Here is a 17,903-nt window from a genome sequence, read left to right as displayed (position 1 = left end):
TGAACTCATGCGCTATGACCTCGTCATCTTCGACAACGATGGTGTCCTCGTGGACAGTGAGCCCATATCCAACCGGCTCCTGGCCGCCTATCTGACCGAGCTGGGGCACCCCACGTCGTACGAGGACTCCATTCGCGATTACATGGGGTCGGCGATGCACCGGATCCATGACCTGGTTCTGGAGCGGACGGGACGGCGGCTGCCGGCGGAGTTCGACGAGGTCTTCCACGCACGGGTGTTCGCCGCGTTCGAGCGGGAGTTGCGGGCCGTGCCCGGGGTGGCCGGCGTGCTGGAGAAGCTGGCCGCGGACGGGGTGCCGTACTGCGTGGCCTCTTCGGGGAGTCACGCGCGGATCCGGGTGGGGCACCGGACGACGGGGCTCGACCGGTGGTTCCCGGAGGAGCGCGTCTTCAGCTCGGAGGATGTCGGGCGGGGCAAGCCGGCGCCGGATCTGTTCCTGTATGCGGCCGAGCGGATGGGTGTGGCCCCCGGGCGGTGCGTGGTCGTGGAGGACTCTCCGCTGGGCGTACAGGCGGCCGTGGCGGCCGGGATGGACGTGTACGGGTTCACCGCGATGACGCCGGCGGCGAAGCTCGCGGGTGCCGGTCAACTCTTCTCACGCATGGACCAGTTGCTCGACCTGCTGGTATGACCCCGGTCGGCCGTGCGGGCTGACATATGTCATGCGGAGCTCCGGACGAACGTTTCTACTGCCGGACCCGGCCCGCACGCGAAGCTGAGGGCATGACGACGAACACGGGGAACCAGGGCCGGAAGCCGAGCGTGCTGGACAACTTCAAGCCGCTGCTCATCGATGTGGCGCTGCCGCTCGGCTCGTACTACCTCTTCAAGGACGCCTTCGGGATGAGCACCTTCGCGGCGCTCGCCTGGAGCAGTGTCGTACCGGCGGTGCGGACGGTGGGGGGACTGGTCAGGGAGCGCAGGACCAACGCGCTGGCGGGTCTGATCCTCGTCGTGAACGTCGTGTCCCTGCTGCTGAGTTTCGTCTCGGGTGACCCGCGGCTGATGCTGGCCAAGGACAGCGGGGTCAGCAGCACGGTGGCCATCGGCATCCTGGTGTCCGTCCGGCTCGGCAGGCCGATGATGACCGCGGGCATGAAGCCCTTCGTCGTCAAGGGCGACGCGGCCAGGGAAGCCGCCTGGCAGCGGCTGGTGTCCGGGGCGGCGGCCGAGTCCGCGGCCTTCCGGTCCAGGGAGCGGGTGTTCTCCGTGGTGTGGGGGCTGGCCCTGCTGGCCGAGTGCGTCGTACGGGTCGTGGGTGCCTACACCATCCCGGCGGACACCATGGTGTGGCTGGGCTCCGTCATCCTGGTCGGCGCGATGGCGGTCGGTTTCGTGGTCAGTGGTGGGCTGGCCGTGGGGCCGATGGAGCGGATGCTCGCGGCCGAGGTGGAGGCCGGCCGGGCGGAGCGACCCGCGGTGGCCGTCGCCGCCTGATCCCCGCGACCTGTTCCCTCGCCGCCCGACCTCCGAGCCGAAGCCGGGACGGGCCGAAGCCGGGACAGGCCGAAGCCGGGACCGGCCGGAGCCCGGACGGAAGTTGAGGGAAACTCATCTTTGGCTGGATCTACCCAGCGGTAGCCCGGGGCCCTACTCTCGCCGCCATGACTGATGTGCTGCGGCGCGGTAGGGCCTCGCTGGCGTTCAGCTTCTTCGCGCAAGGCGTCGCCTTCGCCCTGCTGGTGACCCGCATCCCGGCCATCCAGGACCGGTACGGGGTCTCCGACGCGCTGCTGCCGGTCTTCCTGGCCGCCGTGCCGGTCCTCGCCGGTGTCGGCAGCGTGAGCACCGAGCACCTGGTGAAGCGGGTACGGCCCAGCCGGCTGCTGCGCTGGTCCCAGCCGGCGGTGCTGCTGGCGCTGCTCGGCGTCGGGACGGGCGGGCACGGTCAGGTGGCCGTACTGGCCGTGGCGCTGGGCGTGTTCGGCCTGGCGGTGGGCGCGCTGGACGCGTCCATGAACATGCTCGGCGTCAGCCTCCAGCGGTCGTACGGGCGCAGCATCATGCTCAGCTTCCACGCGGTCTACAGTCTGGGCGCCATCCTGGGGGCCTCGCTGGCCTGGGCGGGGGCGCACTGGCACCTCGCGCTGTGGGTGTCGTACCTGCCGGTGGTGGCCGTGCTGCTGCCGGCGACGCTGGTGGGGAGCCGGTGGTACGTCGACGGGGAGCCCGTGTCCGCTCCGGAGCGGACCGCGGAGCAGGGGACCGTCGTCTTCAAGCTGCTGCTGCCGCTGTGCCTGGTGATGATGTTCGCCTACATCGGGGACTCGACCGTCTCCAACTGGAGCGCCAAGTATCTGAAGGACGTGCTGGGCAGCTCGGAGCAGCTCGCGACCGTGCCGTACAACGTGTACATGGTGACCACGCTGGTGGGGCGGGCCCTCGGGGACCTCGGGGTCCGGCGGTTCGGGGCCGTGGCGGTCGTACGGCTCGGAGCGGTGGTGGCGGCCGGCGGGTTCGGGGTGGTGGCCGTGGCGCCCGGCGCGTGGGCCGGGATGCTCGGGTTCACCCTGCTGGGGCTGGGGCTGTGTGTGCTGGTGCCGCAGACGTTCGCGGCGGCGGGTCGGTTGTTCCCCGGGGCCTCGGACGCGGCGGTCGCGCGGCTGAACATCTTCAACTACGTGGGGTTCCTGATCGGCGCTCCGTTGGTGGGCGCTCTCGGTGACGCGTGGAGCTACCGGGGGGCCATGCTCGTGCCGATGGTGTTGGTGCTGGTGACACTGGGGTACGCCAGGTCGTTCGCCGCTCAACCGGACCGATACGGTGGCGGGCATGAGCGGCCGCGCACAGCTGATGTGGGACGAGGCAGTAACGGGCTATGACTTCGGTCGGAGCCATCCGATGGATCCGGTCCGGCTGGAGCTGACCCGCCGGCTGGTCGGTGCCTTCGGGCTCGACCGGGAGGTGGAGGTCGTCGCGGCGAAGCCGGCCGGCGAGTCCACGCTCCGGCTGGTCCACCGGGAGGACTACATCGACGCCGTGAAGGCCGCGTCGGCGGATCCGGCGGGGGCGGACGGCTCGTACGGCCTGGGGACGGTCGACGATCCAGCGTTCGCCGGGATGCACGAGGCGTCCGCGCTGATCGCCGGGCAGTCGGTGGGGGCGGCCGAGGCGGTGTGGCGGGGGGACGCCGAGCACGCCGTGAATTTCGCGGGCGGGCTGCACCACGCCATGCCCGGCGGGGCGTCGGGGTTCTGCGTCTACAACGACGCGTCGCTGGCCATCGCGCGGCTGCTGGAGCTGGGGGCCGAGCGGGTCGCCTACGTGGACGTCGACGTGCACCACGGGGACGGGGTGCAGGCCGCGTTCTGGGAGGACCCGCGGGTGCTGACGATCTCGTTGCACGAGCATCCCCGTACGTTGTTCCCGCAGACCGGGTGGCCTCAGGAGACCGGGGCGGGCGCGGGGGAGGGGGCCGCGGTGAACGTGGCGCTGCCGGCCGGGACCGGGGACGCCGGATGGGTACGGGCCTTCCACGCCGTGGTGCCGGAGCTGCTCGCGGACTTCCGGCCGCAGGTCCTCGTCACCCAGCACGGGGCCGACACGCACTTCGAGGATCCGCTCGCGCATCTCGCGGTCTCGCTGGACGCGCAGCGGGCGGTGCAGATGGCGTGCCACGACCTGGCGCACGAGTACGCCGGGGGCAAGTGGGTCGCGCTGGGCGGGGGCGGGTACGCGGTGGTGGATGTCGTACCGCGGTCGTGGACGCATCTGGTGGGGATCGCGGCCGGGAAGCCGGTCGCTCCGGAGGCGGTGATCCCCGAGGCGTGGCGGCAGGACGTGTTCGCCCGGACGCGGCAGTCGGGGCCGTGGCGGATGACGGACGGGTTGTGGCCGGTGTCGTGGGCGTCCTGGGAGGAGGGGTACGACCCCGCCGACCGGGTCGACCAGGCCGTGCTGGCGACCCGGCGTGCCGTGTTCCCGCTGCGCGGGCTCCTTCCCTGACGCCCGCTCCCGCCCCCCGTCGGCCGGCATCGGGGGAGGACCGGTCCACGGCCCGCCGTGCAGGTGCCGCAACCGCTGCGCTTCGGCTGCTCCCACGACGTGAGCGCGGGGCGATCGCCGACACGACCTGCCCGGCTCCCGGGGGCCGCGCCGCCCTCCGCGACGGGGAGCCCTTCGCGCTACCAGGGAGGGCGGCCATGAAGGATCTTCTGGAACAGCACATGGTCACGCCACTCACCGTCGATGTGCAGGTACTGGGGCGCCGTGCCGATCACGTCGAATCCGCACTTCGCCAGCACCCGTTGGGACGCCAGGTTGGCGAGCACCGTACCGGCCTCGATCCTGTGCAGATCAAGCTGTCCCTCAGCCACCTGGCAGGCCGTCCGGACGGCCTCGGTCGCCAGGCCACGCCCTGCCCACTCCGCGTCGATCCAGTATCCGAGATGGGCACTGCGGAAGGGCCCGAGGGCGACGTTGGACAGCGTCACCGCTCCGACCACCTCCTGCCCGGCGGTCAGCACCCACGGGAACAGGCGCCCCGCGTCCCGCTCCTGCAGCTGGCTCCGCACACGGTCGGCCTGCCCCTGCTCGGTGAAGAACTCCTCACCTCTGCGGGGCTCCCATGGGCGCAGGTGATCGCGATTTCGCAGATAGGCTCTGTACAGCCCGCCGGAGTCCGATTCCTCCAGCGGACGCATCAGCACATCGCGGGTGACGGTCAAGGGGAATGTGATCACCGCCTGATCGTACGAGTCGGTGCGACGCTCACCGTCCGCGGTCCGGCCGGCCGCTCTGTTAGGCCAACCGTGCGGACTTCCGGTGTTTCCGTCCCGTCCGCACCCCCCATGGGCCACCATCGCATCCGTGTCGACCGCCGCCCGTCTCCGCGCGCATCTGGTGGCCGCCCGGCTGGCCGGGGTGGTGGCGACGTCGCGGGAGGACAGCCTGCGGAGTTACCGGCTGTTCGCCGCCCGGGATCCACGCGTGTTGATCGGGATCGATCCCGAAGGTGCATGGGGAGTCCGGGACCTGCTCGGCTTGATGGCGGAGAAGTGCGGGGTTTCGGCCGATCCCAGACACATTTCCGGACCGGATGTGATCGATCCGGAGCGGACGCTCGCCGCGCTGGACGCCTTCGCCGGGCGTATCCGGGAGGTGGCCCGGCGTGGCGCGCCCGTGCTGCTCGGCACCGGGCACCCGGGTCCGCTGCTCGGTTTCTACGCCGCTCTCGCGGACGCTTTGTCGGCGGCGGGATGTGAGGTCCTCACCCCGGCGCAGGGTCGCTGTGTCGACATATTGACCCGGTTCGGCCTACGTACCCATCGCCTCGACTACGTACGAGGGGTTGCCCTGGTGCGGGAACCGGCGAGCGGGCGCCCCGGTTGTGAGCCGGGCGCCCACAGCCACTCGCCGCTCCCGGTTCGGGTCGCGCTGGACGCCGCGGCGGAGGCCGGCGGGCCGCTGCCGCAGCTGGTCGTGGGGGACCACGGGTGGGTCTGCGGTGCTGGTCAGCTCGGGTTTGAGGCCATCGGTCTGGCCGACACGGATGATCCCGCGCTGTTCGTGGGGGAGGCCGAGGGGCGGGTGTCCGTCGCCGTTCCGGTTGATGACGCAGTGCGGTCTGCTCACTACCGGCCGTTGATCCGCTACGTACTCAATCGAGCGTGTCTGTCACAGTAGGCCGCCGATGGGTGCACCTCTTCCCCACTCGCATCACCCGCCCCTAGTCTGGGGAGTGAGCACGCAACGACGAAGAGTCACCGGAAGGGGAAGCCGGTGGCCGTCGAGTGCGGAAGGTTCAGGTGTGTCATGGCTGCAGCTGGCGAGAGGCCTCTGAACGAGGTTCAGTTCCTTACCGTGGCGGAGGTCGCCTCGGTGATGCGAGTGTCGAAGATGACCGTGTACCGCCTGGTGCACAGCGGTCATCTGCCCGCGATCCGGGTGGGACGGTCGTTCCGCGTCCCGGAACAAGCGGTACACGAGTACCTCCGCGACAGCTATGTGGGGGTGGAGACGGCCTGACGGCGACCCCTGGGTGACCCGGGGGCACCCCTCGATTACGACCTCGGCGCTCGGTTGGGTAGGCTAGCCCCTCGTAGGTCGTGTGGGCCCATGGCGCCCAAACAACCGAGTGATGAGAAGTGAGCGAGGGTAGTCGTGGGCTCTGTTATCAAGAAGCGGCGCAAGCGGATGGCCAAGAAGAAGCACCGCAAGCTGCTCAAGCGCACGCGCGTTCAGCGCCGTAACAAGAAGTAAGCGGCGCCGCGAGAGCGTGGCCCTGTGGCCCCCCACCAGCAGTGGTGGGGGGCCACAGGCATATACCGATGGGGGAATTTCCGTCGCCGGGCGCACCAGGGGTCATCACAGCGCAACATCGACCGGCTAGGTTGGCCGCACACGGGGAACGCGGGATACCGGTTACGCGGGAAGGAAGGCGCTGATCTTGGGACGGATCGTGCTCGTCACCGGAGTCGCCCGGCAGCTCGGCGGCCGGTTCGTGCGGCGGATCCAGCGGGACCCGGAGGTCGAGCGTGTGATCGCCGTGGACGCGGTGCCGCCGGCGCACCACCTGGGCGGCGCCGACTTCATCCAGGCCGACATCCGGCAGCCGACCATCGCCCGGGTGCTCGCAGAGACCGGCGCGGACACGGTCGTCCACCTGGACGTCACCGGCACGGCCCTGGGCGGCGGCAGCCGGGCCACGGTCAAGGAGACCAACGTCATCGGCACCATGCAGCTGCTCGGTGCCTGCCAGAAGTCGCCGACCGTGGGGCGGCTGGTGGTGAAGTCCAGCACGAACGTCTACGGCTCCGCGCCGCGCGATCCGGCCGTGTTCACCGAGACGACCCCGCCCAAGTCGCTGCCCAGCGGCGGCTTCGCGAAGGACGCCGTCGAGGTGGAGGGGTACGTGCGCGGGTTCGCCCGGCGGCGTCCGGACGTCGCCGTGTGCGTGCTGCGGTTCGCCAACATCCTCGGGCCGGCCGCGGACACCCCGCTCGCCTCGTACTTCGCGCTGCCCGTCCTGCCGACTGTGTTCGGCTACGACCCGCGGCTCCAGTTCGTGCACGAGGAGGACGTCGTCGAGGTGCTGCGGATCGCCTCGCACGAACCGCGCCGGGGCACCCTGAACAGCGGCACCTTCAACATCGCCGGGGACGGCGTGCTGCTGCTCTCGCAGTGCTCCCGGCGGCTCGGACGGCCCACCGTGCCGCTGCTGCTGCCCGCGGTCACCTTGGCCGGCTCCCTGGTGCGTACGCTCGGTATGACGGACTTCTCGCCGGAGCAGATCCGGTTGCTCACCCACGGGCGGGTGGTGGACACCGTCCAGATGCGCGAGACGCTGGGCTTCACGCCCCGCTACACGACGGCCGAGACCTTCGCGGACTTCGCGCGCGGCCAGGGTGCCGGGCTGCTGCCGCCGGAGAGCCTGGCGGCGGCCGTCGACCGGGTCGCCGCGCTGACCGCGGGGGCGGGCGGCCACCCCCAGACGCACAGCGCCAACTGAGGAGAGCGGCAACGATGGCGGACGCCAAGGTCATTCCGTTCGACGACGACCGGTCCCGCGGCAGCGCCGCACAGCGCCAGCCGCGGCGGCGGAGCGGGGGGAGCCGGCGCGGTGCGCTCGGGGAGCCGGGGGAGATGGGCGCGGTCCAGCCCCTGCCGGGGCGGGAACGAGCGCGGGAGGAGGCTCCTGTGAGCCGCGAGGAGGAGCCGGTGGAGGCCGTGGAGCCCGGCGGGCGGGACGGCGGCCTGGAGCGGCGGGTGGCGGCCGGGCTGGCCTTCCTGCGGCGCCGGCTCACCGGGGACTACGAGGTCGACGACTTCGGCTACGACGAGGAGCTGACCGACCAGGTCCTGATGTCGCTGCTGCGGCCGGTGTACGAGAAGTACTTCCGGGTCGAGGTGAAGGGCGTCGAGAACATCCCGGCCGAGGGCGGGGCGCTGATCGTCGCCAACCACTCCGGGACGCTGCCGCTGGACGGGCTCATGATGCAGGTGGCGGTGCACGACCACCACCCGGCCGGCCGCCACCTCCGGCTGCTCGCCGCCGACCTGGTCTTCGTGCTGCCGGTGGTCAACGAGCTGGCCCGCAAGCTGGGGCACACCCTGGCCTGCGCGGAGGACGCGGAACGGCTGCTGGAGCAGGGCGAACTGGTCGGGGTGATGCCGGAGGGCTTCAAGGGGATCGGGAAGCCGTTCAGCGAGCGGTACAAGCTCCAGCGGTTCGGCCGGGGCGGTTTCGTCTCCACGGCCCTGCGCCAGGGTGTGCCGATCGTCCCCTGCTCGATCGTCGGGGCGGAGGAGATCTACCCGATGATCGGCAACGCCAAGACGCTGGCGCGGGTGCTGGGCATCCCGTACTTCCCGTTGACGCCGACGTTCCCCTGGCTCGGTCCGCTCGGTGCCGTTCCGCTGCCCACGAAGTGGACGATCCAGTTCGGTGAGCCGATCCCGACGGACGGGTATCCGCCGGAGGCGGCGGAGGATCCGATGCTGATGTTCAACCTGACCGATCAGGTGCGGGAGCAGATTCAGCACACGCTGTACAAGCTGTTGGTGCAGCGGCGCTCGGTGTTCTTCTGAGACGTCCGGTGAACGGCATCGAGGGCGCCCCTGCTCGGAAAGGGGCGCCCTCGATGCCTCAGCCGTGCCGCGTCAGTCCGCGTCCTCCCCGTCGATACCCAGGCCCGGGAGCAGGTCGGGGATGAGCGGGGGGATCGTGACGTCCGGCTGGCCCGTGGGGGACTTGCCGGCGGACGGGGAGGTGGTGTCGGACCCGGTCTTCGGCGGATCGAGCAGGCCGCCGGTGTCACCGCCGATGAGCCCGTCACCGCTGCTGCCGGTGGCCGACCCGCTCGGCGCGCCGGTGCCGGTGTGCTTGCCGGCGGACGGGGTGTTCCCGGCACTGGGCGTGGTGGACCGGTGGCTGCCGGAGGAGCCGGTGGACGCCGGGCCGGAGCCGCCCGGGTGTCTGCCGTCGCCCGGTCGTGCGGGTGGCTGCGGGAGCAGGGGCTGCAGCGGGGCGACCTCTTCGTCTATGGCGTCGAAGACCGAGGACACCTGCTGTTTCACATCGCCCAGCTGCGTGGGCAGCTTGTCGCTGAGCGCGCTCCAGGCCTGGCGGTGCGACTTGGAGAACGTGGACAGCGCCTGGATGGGGCCGAGCGAGTCCGGGTCGGCCTCGTAGGCCGCGTGGAGCAGGCGGTGGCCCTCGGCGACGTCGTGCTGCATCCCGGACAGGGTGCGGCGGATCTCGCCGATGGACTCGTGGTCCAGATGGCCGCCCCGGCCGCGCTCCAGCAGCCGCCGGGCCTCGCTGAGGCGGGTGGAGGCCTGGTCGAGGTAGGTCTGGCCGCGCTGGTCGTCGCCGTCGGTCAGGTAGTTGAGCTTGAAGTCCTCGATGCCGCGTTTCAGTCCGTACAGCGAGTCGCCGGGCAGGGCGTCGGAGCTGGCGGCGGCGACTCCGCCGAAGGCCCCGGCGGCCACGCCCACACTGAGCCCGCCGGCCGCGAGACCCTTGGTCAGTCGCGTGCGCGGGCGGAGCTTGCCCAGCGGGCTCGCCCGGTGCGCGCCCTTGGCCCGGTGGGAGCGTTGTTCCGGTACCGACGTGTCCGTCGCCCCGGTGCCCTCCTGGAGCATGGCCTCCATCGCGGCCACCAACTGGGCCCGCTGGACGACCTTGACCTCGGGGTCGAGCTGCGGTCTGGGCAGTGCGCCGAGGCCCGCCGCCAGGGCCAGCAGTTCGCCCTGCTCGGTCCGTTCCTCGGTGGTCGGCGGTGATTCCGCCTGGCCTACGGACTGCTCGGCCGCCGTGTCCCGGTCGGACTGCTCCTCCAGGGCCTGGGCGAAGGCGTTCGCCCGCCGGTGCGCCGATACGTTCGCGATCACTGGCGGCACCTCCTCTCGTCATGACGGTCGACTCCCCAGGGGGTCCTGAGGGTTGCACGCCCACGGAACTTCCACCCGATCGAGCGATCGGGGTCGGCCAGGACGTGACCACAGGGAGCCTGTATCCCGCACAACGACTGGCGCGGCACTTGGGTTACGGACGGCGGATGCCCGGATCGGAAAGGCAACGGACTTTCACCGTAGGTGAGTTGACCGTCGCCCTGGGTCACCTGGCTCAGCGGGCGTCGTCCGGCAGCAGCCGGGCGAGGGTGCGTACGGCGCGGTACTGGAGGGTCTTGATGGCGCCTTCGTTCTTGCCCATGACCCGGGCGGTCTCGGCGACCGAGAGGCCCTGGAGGAAGCGGAGCGTGACGCACTCCTGCTGCTGGGGGTTGAGCCGCCGTACGGCGTCGAGCAGGGCGGCGTTCGACAGGGACTCCAGGACGGAGTCCTCCGGGGAGCGTTCGACCTCGTTGGCGTCGAGCATCTCGCCGGTGGTGACCTCCAGCCGGAAGCGGCTGGACTTGAAGTGGTCGGCGACCAGGTTCCGGGCGATGGTGACCAGCCAGGCGCCGAAGTCGCGGCCCTGCCAGGTGAAGGTGCCGATCCTGCGGAGTGCCCGCAGAAAGGTCTCGCTGGTGAGGTCCTCGGCGGTCGCCCGGCCGCCGACGCGGTAGTAGATGTAGCGGTAGACGGTGTCGCTGTACTGGTCGTAGAGCCGCCCGAAGGCCTCGGCCTCCCCCGCCTGGGCGCGTTCGACCAGGTCCATCATCCGGGCGCTGTCGCTGTCGGCGGCCGGACGGCGGGCGGTGGCCGCGCCGGTGGCCCGCCCCCGTCTGCCGACGGCGGCGCTGCCGTCGGCCAGTGCGTAGCACGGGCCGGCGGGCGCGGCGGCGAAGGCGGGGACGGCGTACGCGGTGGGGACGAAGCCGCGCAGCGTCTCTTTCACCATCGCGACTGTTGCGCGCAGCGTAGCCAGGCCCGAGGCGTCAACCCCGACGTGTGGGTACACGGGACTCCCAGAGGCAGAGCTTCCATCACGTGCAGTGCGGGACCTTTCACCCGTCGTAGCGACGGAGGGGTACCGGTTTGCGTCTGAGGAGAATAACGCTTCGTGCAGGGCCTGCTACACCGAGTTGCTCAAATCATCGATTGCGTCGCATCCGTAACCGATTGATGGTGGGTCAAGTTTCGCAAGCTGATCGCTTGTTGACCGGAAAGAGGCTGGTTTCGGTGAGGAGCGGCACGTGTTGAAATGGCCGCGGCATAATTCGTGCGCGCGGGGCTCGCCGCGGCGGTTATCGGCGCCGTCGGCTCAGGGCGATCGCCGCCGCCGTGCCACCGGCCACCGCGCCGACCCCGGCCGCCGCCGGGATGCCGACCTTCGCCGCCTTGCGGCCGGTGCGGTAGTCGCGCAGGCGCCAGTCCTTCTCGCGGGCGTGCCTGCGCAGCTTGGCGTCCGGGTTGATGGCGTAGGGGTGGCCGACCAGGGACAGCATCGGGATGTCGTTGTGGCTGTCGCTGTAGGCCGCGCAGCGGGACAGGTCCAGCCCCTCCGCGGCGGCGAGCGCGCGGACCGCCTCGGCCTTGGCCGGTCCGTGCAGGGGCTCGCCGACCAGCTTGCCGGTGTAGACGCCGTCGACCGACTCGGCCACCGTGCCGAGGGCGCCCGTGAGGCCGAGGCGGCGGGCGATCACCTGGGCGATCTCCACCGGGGCCGCGGTGACCAGCCACACCTTCTGGCCCGCGTCCAGGTGGGCCTGGGCGAGGGCGCGGGTGCCGGGCCAGATCCGGTCGGCCATGTACTCGTCGTAGATCTCCTCGCCGATCGACTCCAGTTCGGCGACCCGGTGTCCCTTGACGATCGACAGCGCCGAGTCGCGGGCGTCCTGCATGTGCTCGGGGTCCTCGACGCCGGCCAGCCGGAACCAGGCCTGCTGCCAGGCGAACCTGGCGAGGTCGCGGGTCTCGAAGAACTTCCGCTTGTACAGCCCCCGGCCGAAGTGGAACAGCGCGGCGCCCTGCATCACCGTGTTGTCGAGGTCGAAGAAGGCGGCGGCCCGGTCGTCGCCGATCACGGGGAACTCCGGTTCCTCCGGCGTTGCGCGCGGGGCTTCCTGCGAGGACTTGCGGGCGGCCTCCGCCGAGGCCTCGCCTGCCAACACGCTCCGCGCCGTGGCGGAGCGCCTACGGGGAGTGAGCCATCCGAGAGCGGCCATGTCGTGAGCATAGCCAGTCCGCCCCGCGGTTCCGGCGACCGGAGGTTGGGAGGTTGTGAACTCTGCATGACCGGGCCGTTGAAGAAGCGATCCGGAATGGGCGCCGAGCGCGCGAGAATGGCCGGTATGAGTCCCCTCTTCCGACGCAGGGCCGAGCCGCGCGCGCGGCAGGTCACCCTCATCCGCAAGCCGGGCTGCCATCTGTGCGACGACGCGCAGGCGGTGATCGAGAAGGTGTGCGGCGACCTCGGCGTGCCGTGGGAGCCGAAGGACATCACCGAGGACCGGGAGCTGCACGACCGCTACTGGGAGCAGATCCCGGTCGTACTGGTCGACGGTGAACAGCACACCTTCTGGCGCGTGAACGAGGAGCGTCTGCGCCGGGCACTGACCGAGTAGTCCAAACCGGCCCGAATGTCGCTTAGGATCGACGGCGGTTTGATCTCGGGGGCGGGATTCGTGAGGAGTGTGTGCGGTTTTGCCCCCAGTAACGAAGGAGCACCGGTGCGTGTGCGCCGGTTCCCGGCGAGGGCGCAGACGGCGCGTGACCCCGGTCACTTCTGCCGGGCAAATCGGACACCATCTTTGTGCACGCGTTCACAAAGACATAGCCTGCTGTCGACGGGGCGGTCTGGGGACGTATGACCGCCTGCAGCCCCGCTCTACCCGCAGGAGCACCGTGGCAACTGGCCGAACACACCGACCGGCGACCCGTAGCCGAGGAATTCCCGAGGCCACCGTCGCCCGCCTTCCGCTGTACCTCCGAGCCCTGACCGCGCTGTCGGAGCGCTCGGTCCCCACGGTCTCCTCCGAGGAGCTGGCCGCGGCGGCGGGGGTCAACTCCGCCAAGCTGCGCAAGGACTTCTCGTACCTGGGCTCCTACGGAACGCGCGGTGTCGGCTACGACGTGGAGTATCTCGTCTACCAGATCTCCCGCGAACTCGGCCTGACCCAGGACTGGCCGGTTGTGATCGTCGGTATCGGCAACCTCGGCGCCGCCCTCGCCAACTACGGTGGTTTCGCCTCCCGCGGCTTCCGGGTCGCGGCCCTGATCGACGCCGACCCGGCGATGGCCGGCAAGCCGGTCGCGGGCATCCCCGTCCAGCACACCGACGACCTTGAGAAGATCATCGAGGACAACGGCGTGTCCATCGGTGTGATCGCCACCCCGGCCGGCGCCGCCCAGCAGGTCTGCGACCGGCTCGTGGCCGCCGGTGTGACCTCCATCCTGAACTTCGCGCCGACCGTGCTGTCCGTCCCGGACGGCGTCGACGTGCGCAAGGTCGACCTCTCGATCGAACTCCAGATCCTCGCCTTCCACGAGCAGCGCAAGGCCGGCGAGGAGACCGCCGCGGGCGACGGCGCGCTGCCCACCGCCGCTGCCCGTGGCGCGGCCGCCGACGACTCCGCCGACCAGGGGCCCGACGGGGACGTCCCCGCCGTGATGCCGGCATGAGCCTCCTCGTCGTCGGACTGAGCCACCGCAGCGCCCCGGTCAGCGTGCTGGAGCGGGCCGCGTTGAGCGCGGACGCCCAGATCAAGCTGCTCCAGGACACGGTCGCCGCCGAACCCGCCGGCGAGGCCGCGGTGCTCGCCACCTGCAACCGCATCGAGCTGTACGCCGACGTGGACAAGTTCCACGCCGGTGTCGCCGAGCTGTCCACGCTGCTCGCCCAGCACAGCGGGGTCGGCCTGGAGGAACTCACCCCGTACCTCTACGTGCACTACGAGGACCGGGCCGTCCACCACCTGTTCTCGGTGGCCTGCGGGCTCGACTCGATGGTCGTCGGCGAGGGGCAGATCCTCGGCCAGATCAAGGACTCGCTGGCCCGTGCCCAGGAGCTCCACACCGCCGGCAAGCTGCTGAACGACCTGTTCCAGCAGGCGCTGCGGGTCGGCAAGCGCGCCCACTCCGAGACCGGCATCGACCGCGCCGGCCAGTCCCTGGTCACCTTCGGCCTGGAGCAGCTCGCCGTCGGGACGCCCGTCACCGACTGGGCGGCGGGCAAGAAGGCGCTGATCATCGGCGCCGGGTCGATGTCGTCGCTGGCCGCCGCGACGCTCGCGCGCGCCGGGGTCGCCGAGGTCGTCGTCGCCAACCGCACCTTCGAGCGCGCCGAGCGGCTCGCCGAGATCCTCACCGAGTCCGACGAGAACGAGGTGACCGCCCGCGCCGTGCGCATGGACGCCGTGGCCACCGAGCTGACACGTGCCGACGTCGTCGTCTCCTGTACCGGGGCGACGGGCCTGGTGCTCACGGCGGAGGCGGTCGCGCACGCGGTCGAGGGCCGTACCGGCGCTCCCGTCGCCGACACCGGTGCCACGGCCGCGCAGCCGGAGGCCGCGCAGCCCGGGACCCCCGTGCGGTCCAGCGGCATCGGCGCCGACGAGAACTGCCCGCTGGACCTGGCCGCCGTGCAGCCCGGCTTCTCCCTGATGGGCGAGGCCGCCGTGGCCGGCATGGACGCGGCCACCCTGGAGCAGCACGCGGCCTGGGTCGCGGGAGGCACCGTCGACCGCCGGGAGCGCCGGACGCCCGAGGCGGACGCCGAGCTGATCACCGCGCTCGCCGCGACCGCCGCCACCGTCGGCCGGATCCCCGAGCGGCGCAGGCCCGAGCCGGTCGCCGAGCGGCCCGCGCCCTTTTTCTTCCTGCTCGACCTGGCCATGCCCCGCGACATCGACGCGGCCGTGCACCGGCTGGCCGGCGTCCGCCTGGTCGACATCGAGTCGCTGGCGGAAGCGTCCGCCGACGCGCCGATGGCGGCCGACGTGGACCAGGTCCGGCGTATCGTCTCCGACGAGGTCGCGGCCTTCGGCGCGGCACAGCGGGCGGCGCACATCACGCCCACCGTCGTCGCGCTGCGCACCATGGCCGCCGACGTCGTCGCCAGTGAGATCGCCCGCCTCGACGGCCGCCTGCCCGACCTGGACGAACGCCAGCGCGGCGAGATCCGCCAGGCCGTGCACCGGGTCGTCGACAAGCTGCTGCACGCGCCGACCGTACGGGTCAAGCAGCTCGCGGCGGAACCCGGCGGCGCCGGGTACGCCGACGCGCTGCGCACCCTGTTCGACCTCGACCCCGAGACGGTGGCCGCCGTCTCCCGGGCCGGGGACAGCACAGACACGAAGGACCGACCGGCATGACTGAGAAGGCGTTGCGGCTGGGGACCAGGCGGAGCAAGCTCGCCATGGCCCAGTCCGGGCAGGTGGCCGAGGCCGTCCGCCAGGTGACGGGGCGGCCCGTCGAGCTGGTCGAGATCACCACGTACGGCGATGTCTCCCGCGAGGCGCTCGCGCAGATCGGCGGCACCGGCGTGTTCGTCACGGCGCTGCGCGACGCGCTGCTGAGGGGCGAGGTCGACTTCGCGGTTCATTCGCTCAAGGACCTGCCGACCACGCAGCCCGAGGAGCTGGTCCTGGCCGCCGTACCGGTGCGCGAGGACCCGCGGGACGTGGTCGTCGCCCGGGACGCGCTGAAGTTCGCGGACCTGCCGCGGGGCGCGCGCATAGGCACCGGTTCGCCGCGCCGCATGGCGCAGCTCAACGCGTACGCCCGTACCCACGGCCTGGACATCGAGACGGTCCCGATACGCGGCAACGTCGACACGCGGATCGGATACGTCCGCGACGGCGAGCTGGACGCGGTCGTGCTGGCCGCCGCCGGACTGAACCGGATCGGCCGGATCGACGAAGTGACCGACTTCCTGTCGGTCGACACGGTTTTGCCCGCCCCCGGCCAGGGGGCCCTGGCGATCGAGTGTGCCGCGGGCAACGCGGACCTCGTCGCCGCGCTCGGTGAGCTCGACGACCCCTTCACCCGGGCCGCCGTCACCGCCGAGCGGTCACTGCTCGCCGCCCTGGAGGCCGGTTGCAGCGCACCTGTGGGCGCGCTGGCCGACCTTCTGGCCGACGGGCAGATTGTCAAGGAAATGCGCCTGCGGGGCGTCGTCGGTACGACCGACGGCACCCGCATGGTGCAGCTGTCCACCACCGGTCCCGTGCCCCAGACGCACGACCGGGCGACGGCACTCGGTCGCGAACTCGCCACCGAGATGCTCGCCCAGGGCGCGGCCGGTCTGATGGGGGAGCGAGCACATTGAGCCCCACCACCCTTCCCGCCGGTCCGGAACACGGGCACGTCACCTTCCTCGGTGCCGGACCCGGGGATCCGGGACTGCTGACTCTGCGCGCCGTGGAGGCGCTGTCGAACGCGGACGTCCTGGTCGCCGAGCACGAGGTGCTCGACGTCATCCGGACGCACGCGCGGCAGGGCGTCTCCGTGGTGCAGACGGACGCGGACTCCGCCGCGGTGTCCCCGCCGGGCACGCCCCAGCTGACGGTCGTTGACGGCACGTCAACACCCGTCGCCGTCCCGGCCGCTGCCCGGGATGCCGCTCATCTTGTCATGGAGGCCGCGCGGGGCGGCAGGCGGGTCGTCCGTGCGGTGTCCGGGGACCCGGGACTGGATACGTACGCGGCGGAGGAAATGCTCGCGTGCGCGGCCGCCGGGGTGCCCTTCGAGGTCGTCCCCGGTGTCGCGGCGGCGGTCGGCGTGCCCGCGTACGCCGGTGTGCCGCTGCGGGACGCGCAGGGCGCGGACGTCCGGTTCGTGGACGCCCGGACCGCCTCCGAACGGTGCTGGACGGAGGTGGGCGCGTCGGACGGCACGGTGGTCGTCTCGACGACCCTGGACTCGGTCGCCGCCGCGGCGGGCGAGCTGGTCTCGGCGGGCCGCAAGCCGGACACCCCGCTGACGGTGACGGTCGCCGGTACGACGACGCGGCAGCGGACCTGGACGGCGACGCTCGGCACGATCGCGCAGACGCTGAAGCAGGCGAAGGTGCTGCCGTCGCCGGACGGCGGCCGGCCGGTGATAGCCGTGGTCGGCGAGCGCAGTGCCGCCGCCCGGCGCGACGAGCTGTCGTGGTTCGAGTCCAAGCCGCTGTTCGGCTGGAAGGTGCTCGTGCCGCGCACCAAGGAGCAGGCGGCGTCGCTCTCCGACCAGCTGCGGTCCTACGGCGCGGTGCCGCACGAGGTCCCGACGATCGCGGTGGAACCCCCGCGCACCCCGCAGCAGATGGAGCGGGCGGTCAAGGGCCTGGTGACGGGCCGCTACGAGTGGATCGCGTTCACCTCCGTCAACGCGGTGAAGGCGGTCCGGGAGAAGTTCGAGGAGTACGGCCTCGACGCGCGTGCCTTCGCGGGCATCAAGGTGGCCGCGGTGGGTGAGCAGACCGCCAAGGCGCTGGTCGCCTTCGGTGTGAAGCCCGACCTGGTGCCGAGCGGCGAGCAGTCGGCCGCCGGTCTCCTGGAGGACTGGCCCCCCTACGACCCGGTGTTCGACCCGATCGACCGTGTCTTCCTGCCCCGGGCCGACATCGCGACCGAGACCCTGGTCGCCGGTCTGATCGAGCTGGGCTGGGAGGTCGACGACGTCACGGCCTACCGGACCGTGCGCGCGTCGCCGCCGCCGGCCGAGACCCGGGAGGCGATCAAGGGCGGCGGCTTCGACGCGGTCCTGTTCACGTCCTCGTCCACGGTCCGGAACCTGGTGGGCATCGCGGGCAAGCCGCACAACGTGACGGTGATCGCCTGCATCGGCCCGGCGACGGCCAAGACCGCCGAGGAGCACGGGCTGCGGGTCGACGTCATGGCCCCGGAGCCGTCCGTGCACAAGCTGGCGGAGGCGCTGGCGGACTTCGGCATGAAGCGGCGCGCCGCCGCGCTGGAGGCCGGTGACCCGGTGACCCGGCCGAGCGAGCGCCGGCCGGGGGCGCGCAGGCGGCGCTCGACCACCTGAGGCACCAGGGGGCTCGGCCCCCCGGG

Annotated in this window: 18 protein-coding genes; 14 read left to right on the top strand and 4 right to left on the bottom strand. The window is 71.7% G+C overall.

Annotated features, from left to right (window positions below; translation table 11 throughout):
• The first annotated feature begins 7 nt into the window (after positions 1 to 7).
• From C3492_RS42070 to C3492_RS42055, 4 genes are all read left to right on the top strand, one after another.
• Complete coding sequence (locus C3492_RS42070) at positions 8 to 652, top strand: HAD family phosphatase (RefSeq protein WP_103817855.1); 645 nt, start codon at positions 8 to 10, stop codon at positions 650 to 652.
• A 92-nt stretch (positions 653 to 744) separates the two neighbouring features.
• The gene (locus tag C3492_RS42065; RefSeq protein ID WP_103817854.1) at positions 745 to 1,458 is read left to right on the top strand and encodes a VC0807 family protein; all 714 of its coding nucleotides are present in this window, start codon (positions 745 to 747) and stop codon (positions 1,456 to 1,458) included.
• Between the two features lie 167 nt (positions 1,459 to 1,625).
• Entirely contained in the window at positions 1,626 to 2,843 is a 1,218-nt protein-coding gene (locus C3492_RS42060; protein WP_103817853.1) for an MFS transporter, read from the top strand.
• Positions 2,794 to 3,966, top strand: coding sequence for an acetoin utilization protein AcuC (locus C3492_RS42055; protein WP_103817859.1), 1,173 nt, complete (start codon positions 2,794 to 2,796; stop codon positions 3,964 to 3,966). Before C3492_RS42060 ends, C3492_RS42055 begins: the two co-directional genes overlap by 50 nt.
• A gap of 179 nt (positions 3,967 to 4,145) precedes the next feature.
• Here the strand turns inward: C3492_RS42055 and C3492_RS42050 are convergent, their stop codons facing one another.
• Positions 4,146 to 4,664 carry a GNAT family N-acetyltransferase gene (locus C3492_RS42050; protein ID WP_103817858.1) on the bottom strand — a complete coding sequence of 173 codons (519 nt, stop codon included), beginning with the start codon at positions 4,662 to 4,664 and terminating at the stop codon, positions 4,146 to 4,148.
• A 166-nt stretch (positions 4,665 to 4,830) separates the two neighbouring features.
• Here C3492_RS42050 and C3492_RS42045 point away from each other — a divergent pair, with 166 nt between their 5' ends.
• From C3492_RS42045 to C3492_RS42025, 5 genes are all read left to right on the top strand, one after another.
• Entirely contained in the window at positions 4,831 to 5,646 is an 816-nt protein-coding gene (locus C3492_RS42045) for a phosphatase (RefSeq protein ID WP_103817857.1), read from the top strand.
• Positions 5,647 to 5,775: 129 nt separating this feature from the next.
• Complete coding sequence (locus C3492_RS42040; RefSeq protein ID WP_121791081.1) at positions 5,776 to 5,988, top strand: helix-turn-helix domain-containing protein; 213 nt, start codon at positions 5,776 to 5,778, stop codon at positions 5,986 to 5,988.
• 135 nt (positions 5,989 to 6,123) lie between these two features.
• On the top strand, positions 6,124 to 6,222 hold the full coding sequence (locus C3492_RS42035; protein ID WP_003948845.1) for a 30S ribosomal protein bS22: 99 nt from the start codon (positions 6,124 to 6,126) through the stop codon (positions 6,220 to 6,222).
• Positions 6,223 to 6,409: 187 nt separating this feature from the next.
• The gene (locus tag C3492_RS42030) at positions 6,410 to 7,471 is read left to right on the top strand and encodes an NAD-dependent epimerase/dehydratase family protein (protein ID WP_103817852.1); all 1,062 of its coding nucleotides are present in this window, start codon (positions 6,410 to 6,412) and stop codon (positions 7,469 to 7,471) included.
• Positions 7,472 to 7,485: 14 nt separating this feature from the next.
• Positions 7,486 to 8,550, top strand: coding sequence for a lysophospholipid acyltransferase family protein (locus C3492_RS42025; RefSeq protein ID WP_103817851.1), 1,065 nt, complete (start codon positions 7,486 to 7,488; stop codon positions 8,548 to 8,550).
• Between the two features lie 72 nt (positions 8,551 to 8,622).
• On the opposite strand, the gene C3492_RS42020 is transcribed toward C3492_RS42025, so the two are convergent.
• The 3 genes from C3492_RS42020 to C3492_RS42010 all read right to left on the bottom strand — a co-directional run bounded on the left by C3492_RS42020 (position 8,623) and on the right by C3492_RS42010 (position 12,074).
• Entirely contained in the window at positions 8,623 to 9,855 is a 1,233-nt protein-coding gene (locus C3492_RS42020) for a DUF5667 domain-containing protein (RefSeq protein ID WP_103817850.1), read from the bottom strand.
• A gap of 235 nt (positions 9,856 to 10,090) precedes the next feature.
• A complete protein-coding gene (locus tag C3492_RS42015) occupies positions 10,091 to 10,867 on the bottom strand; it encodes an ECF subfamily RNA polymerase sigma factor, BldN family (protein ID WP_103817849.1) in 777 nt (258 codons plus the stop codon).
• 286 nt (positions 10,868 to 11,153) lie between these two features.
• Positions 11,154 to 12,074 carry an HAD family phosphatase gene (locus tag C3492_RS42010; protein ID WP_079081089.1) on the bottom strand — a complete coding sequence of 307 codons (921 nt, stop codon included), beginning with the start codon at positions 12,072 to 12,074 and terminating at the stop codon, positions 11,154 to 11,156.
• 117 nt (positions 12,075 to 12,191) lie between these two features.
• Here C3492_RS42010 and C3492_RS42005 point away from each other — a divergent pair, with 117 nt between their 5' ends.
• The 5 genes from C3492_RS42005 to C3492_RS41985 all read left to right on the top strand — a co-directional run bounded on the left by C3492_RS42005 (position 12,192) and on the right by C3492_RS41985 (position 17,877).
• Positions 12,192 to 12,473 carry a glutaredoxin family protein gene (locus C3492_RS42005; protein ID WP_181140846.1) on the top strand — a complete coding sequence of 94 codons (282 nt, stop codon included), beginning with the start codon at positions 12,192 to 12,194 and terminating at the stop codon, positions 12,471 to 12,473.
• Between the two features lie 280 nt (positions 12,474 to 12,753).
• A complete protein-coding gene (locus tag C3492_RS42000; RefSeq protein WP_103817847.1) occupies positions 12,754 to 13,530 on the top strand; it encodes a redox-sensing transcriptional repressor Rex in 777 nt (258 codons plus the stop codon).
• Positions 13,527 to 15,221, top strand: coding sequence for a glutamyl-tRNA reductase (locus C3492_RS41995; RefSeq protein WP_103817846.1), 1,695 nt, complete (start codon positions 13,527 to 13,529; stop codon positions 15,219 to 15,221). Before C3492_RS42000 ends, C3492_RS41995 begins: the two co-directional genes overlap by 4 nt.
• On the top strand, positions 15,218 to 16,177 hold the full coding sequence (gene hemC / locus C3492_RS41990) for a hydroxymethylbilane synthase (RefSeq protein ID WP_103817845.1): 960 nt from the start codon (positions 15,218 to 15,220) through the stop codon (positions 16,175 to 16,177). The genes C3492_RS41995 and hemC overlap by 4 nt, the downstream gene beginning before the upstream one ends.
• Positions 16,174 to 17,877, top strand: a complete 1,704-nt coding sequence (locus C3492_RS41985; RefSeq protein WP_103817844.1) for a bifunctional uroporphyrinogen-III C-methyltransferase/uroporphyrinogen-III synthase — start codon at positions 16,174 to 16,176, stop codon at positions 17,875 to 17,877. The genes hemC and C3492_RS41985 overlap by 4 nt, the downstream gene beginning before the upstream one ends.
• The last annotated feature ends 26 nt before the right edge of the window (positions 17,878 to 17,903 follow it).

The sequence above is a fragment of the Streptomyces sp. Ru62 genome, assembly GCF_002920615.1.
Lineage (GTDB): Bacteria > Actinomycetota > Actinomycetes > Streptomycetales > Streptomycetaceae > Streptomyces.
Note: the sequence above shows the minus strand (reverse complement) of the source record. Positions and strands in the feature narration are given on the sequence as shown.

What these genes read in the sequence shown, in the direction of transcription:
- C3492_RS42070 (WP_103817855.1), top strand. Translation starts at nt 8, where the DNA reads ATGCGCTATGACCTCGTCATCTTCGACAACGATGGTGTCCTCGTGGAC.
- C3492_RS42065 (WP_103817854.1), top strand. Translation starts at nt 745, where the DNA reads ATGACGACGAACACGGGGAACCAGGGCCGGAAGCCGAGCGTGCTGGAC.
- C3492_RS42060 (WP_103817853.1), top strand. Translation starts at nt 1,626, where the DNA reads ATGACTGATGTGCTGCGGCGCGGTAGGGCCTCGCTGGCGTTCAGCTTC.
- C3492_RS42055 (WP_103817859.1), top strand. Translation starts at nt 2,794, where the DNA reads ATGAGCGGCCGCGCACAGCTGATGTGGGACGAGGCAGTAACGGGCTAT.
- C3492_RS42050 (WP_103817858.1), bottom strand. Translation starts at nt 4,664, where the DNA reads ATGCGTCCGCTGGAGGAATCGGACTCCGGCGGGCTGTACAGAGCCTAT.
- C3492_RS42040 (WP_121791081.1), top strand. Translation starts at nt 5,776, where the DNA reads ATGGCTGCAGCTGGCGAGAGGCCTCTGAACGAGGTTCAGTTCCTTACC.
- C3492_RS42025 (WP_103817851.1), top strand. Translation starts at nt 7,486, where the DNA reads ATGGCGGACGCCAAGGTCATTCCGTTCGACGACGACCGGTCCCGCGGC.
- C3492_RS42010 (WP_079081089.1), bottom strand. Translation starts at nt 12,074, where the DNA reads ATGGCCGCTCTCGGATGGCTCACTCCCCGTAGGCGCTCCGCCACGGCG.
- C3492_RS42005 (WP_181140846.1), top strand. Translation starts at nt 12,192, where the DNA reads ATGGCCGGTATGAGTCCCCTCTTCCGACGCAGGGCCGAGCCGCGCGCG.
- C3492_RS41995 (WP_103817846.1), top strand. Translation starts at nt 13,527, where the DNA reads ATGAGCCTCCTCGTCGTCGGACTGAGCCACCGCAGCGCCCCGGTCAGC.
- hemC (WP_103817845.1), top strand. Translation starts at nt 15,218, where the DNA reads ATGACTGAGAAGGCGTTGCGGCTGGGGACCAGGCGGAGCAAGCTCGCC.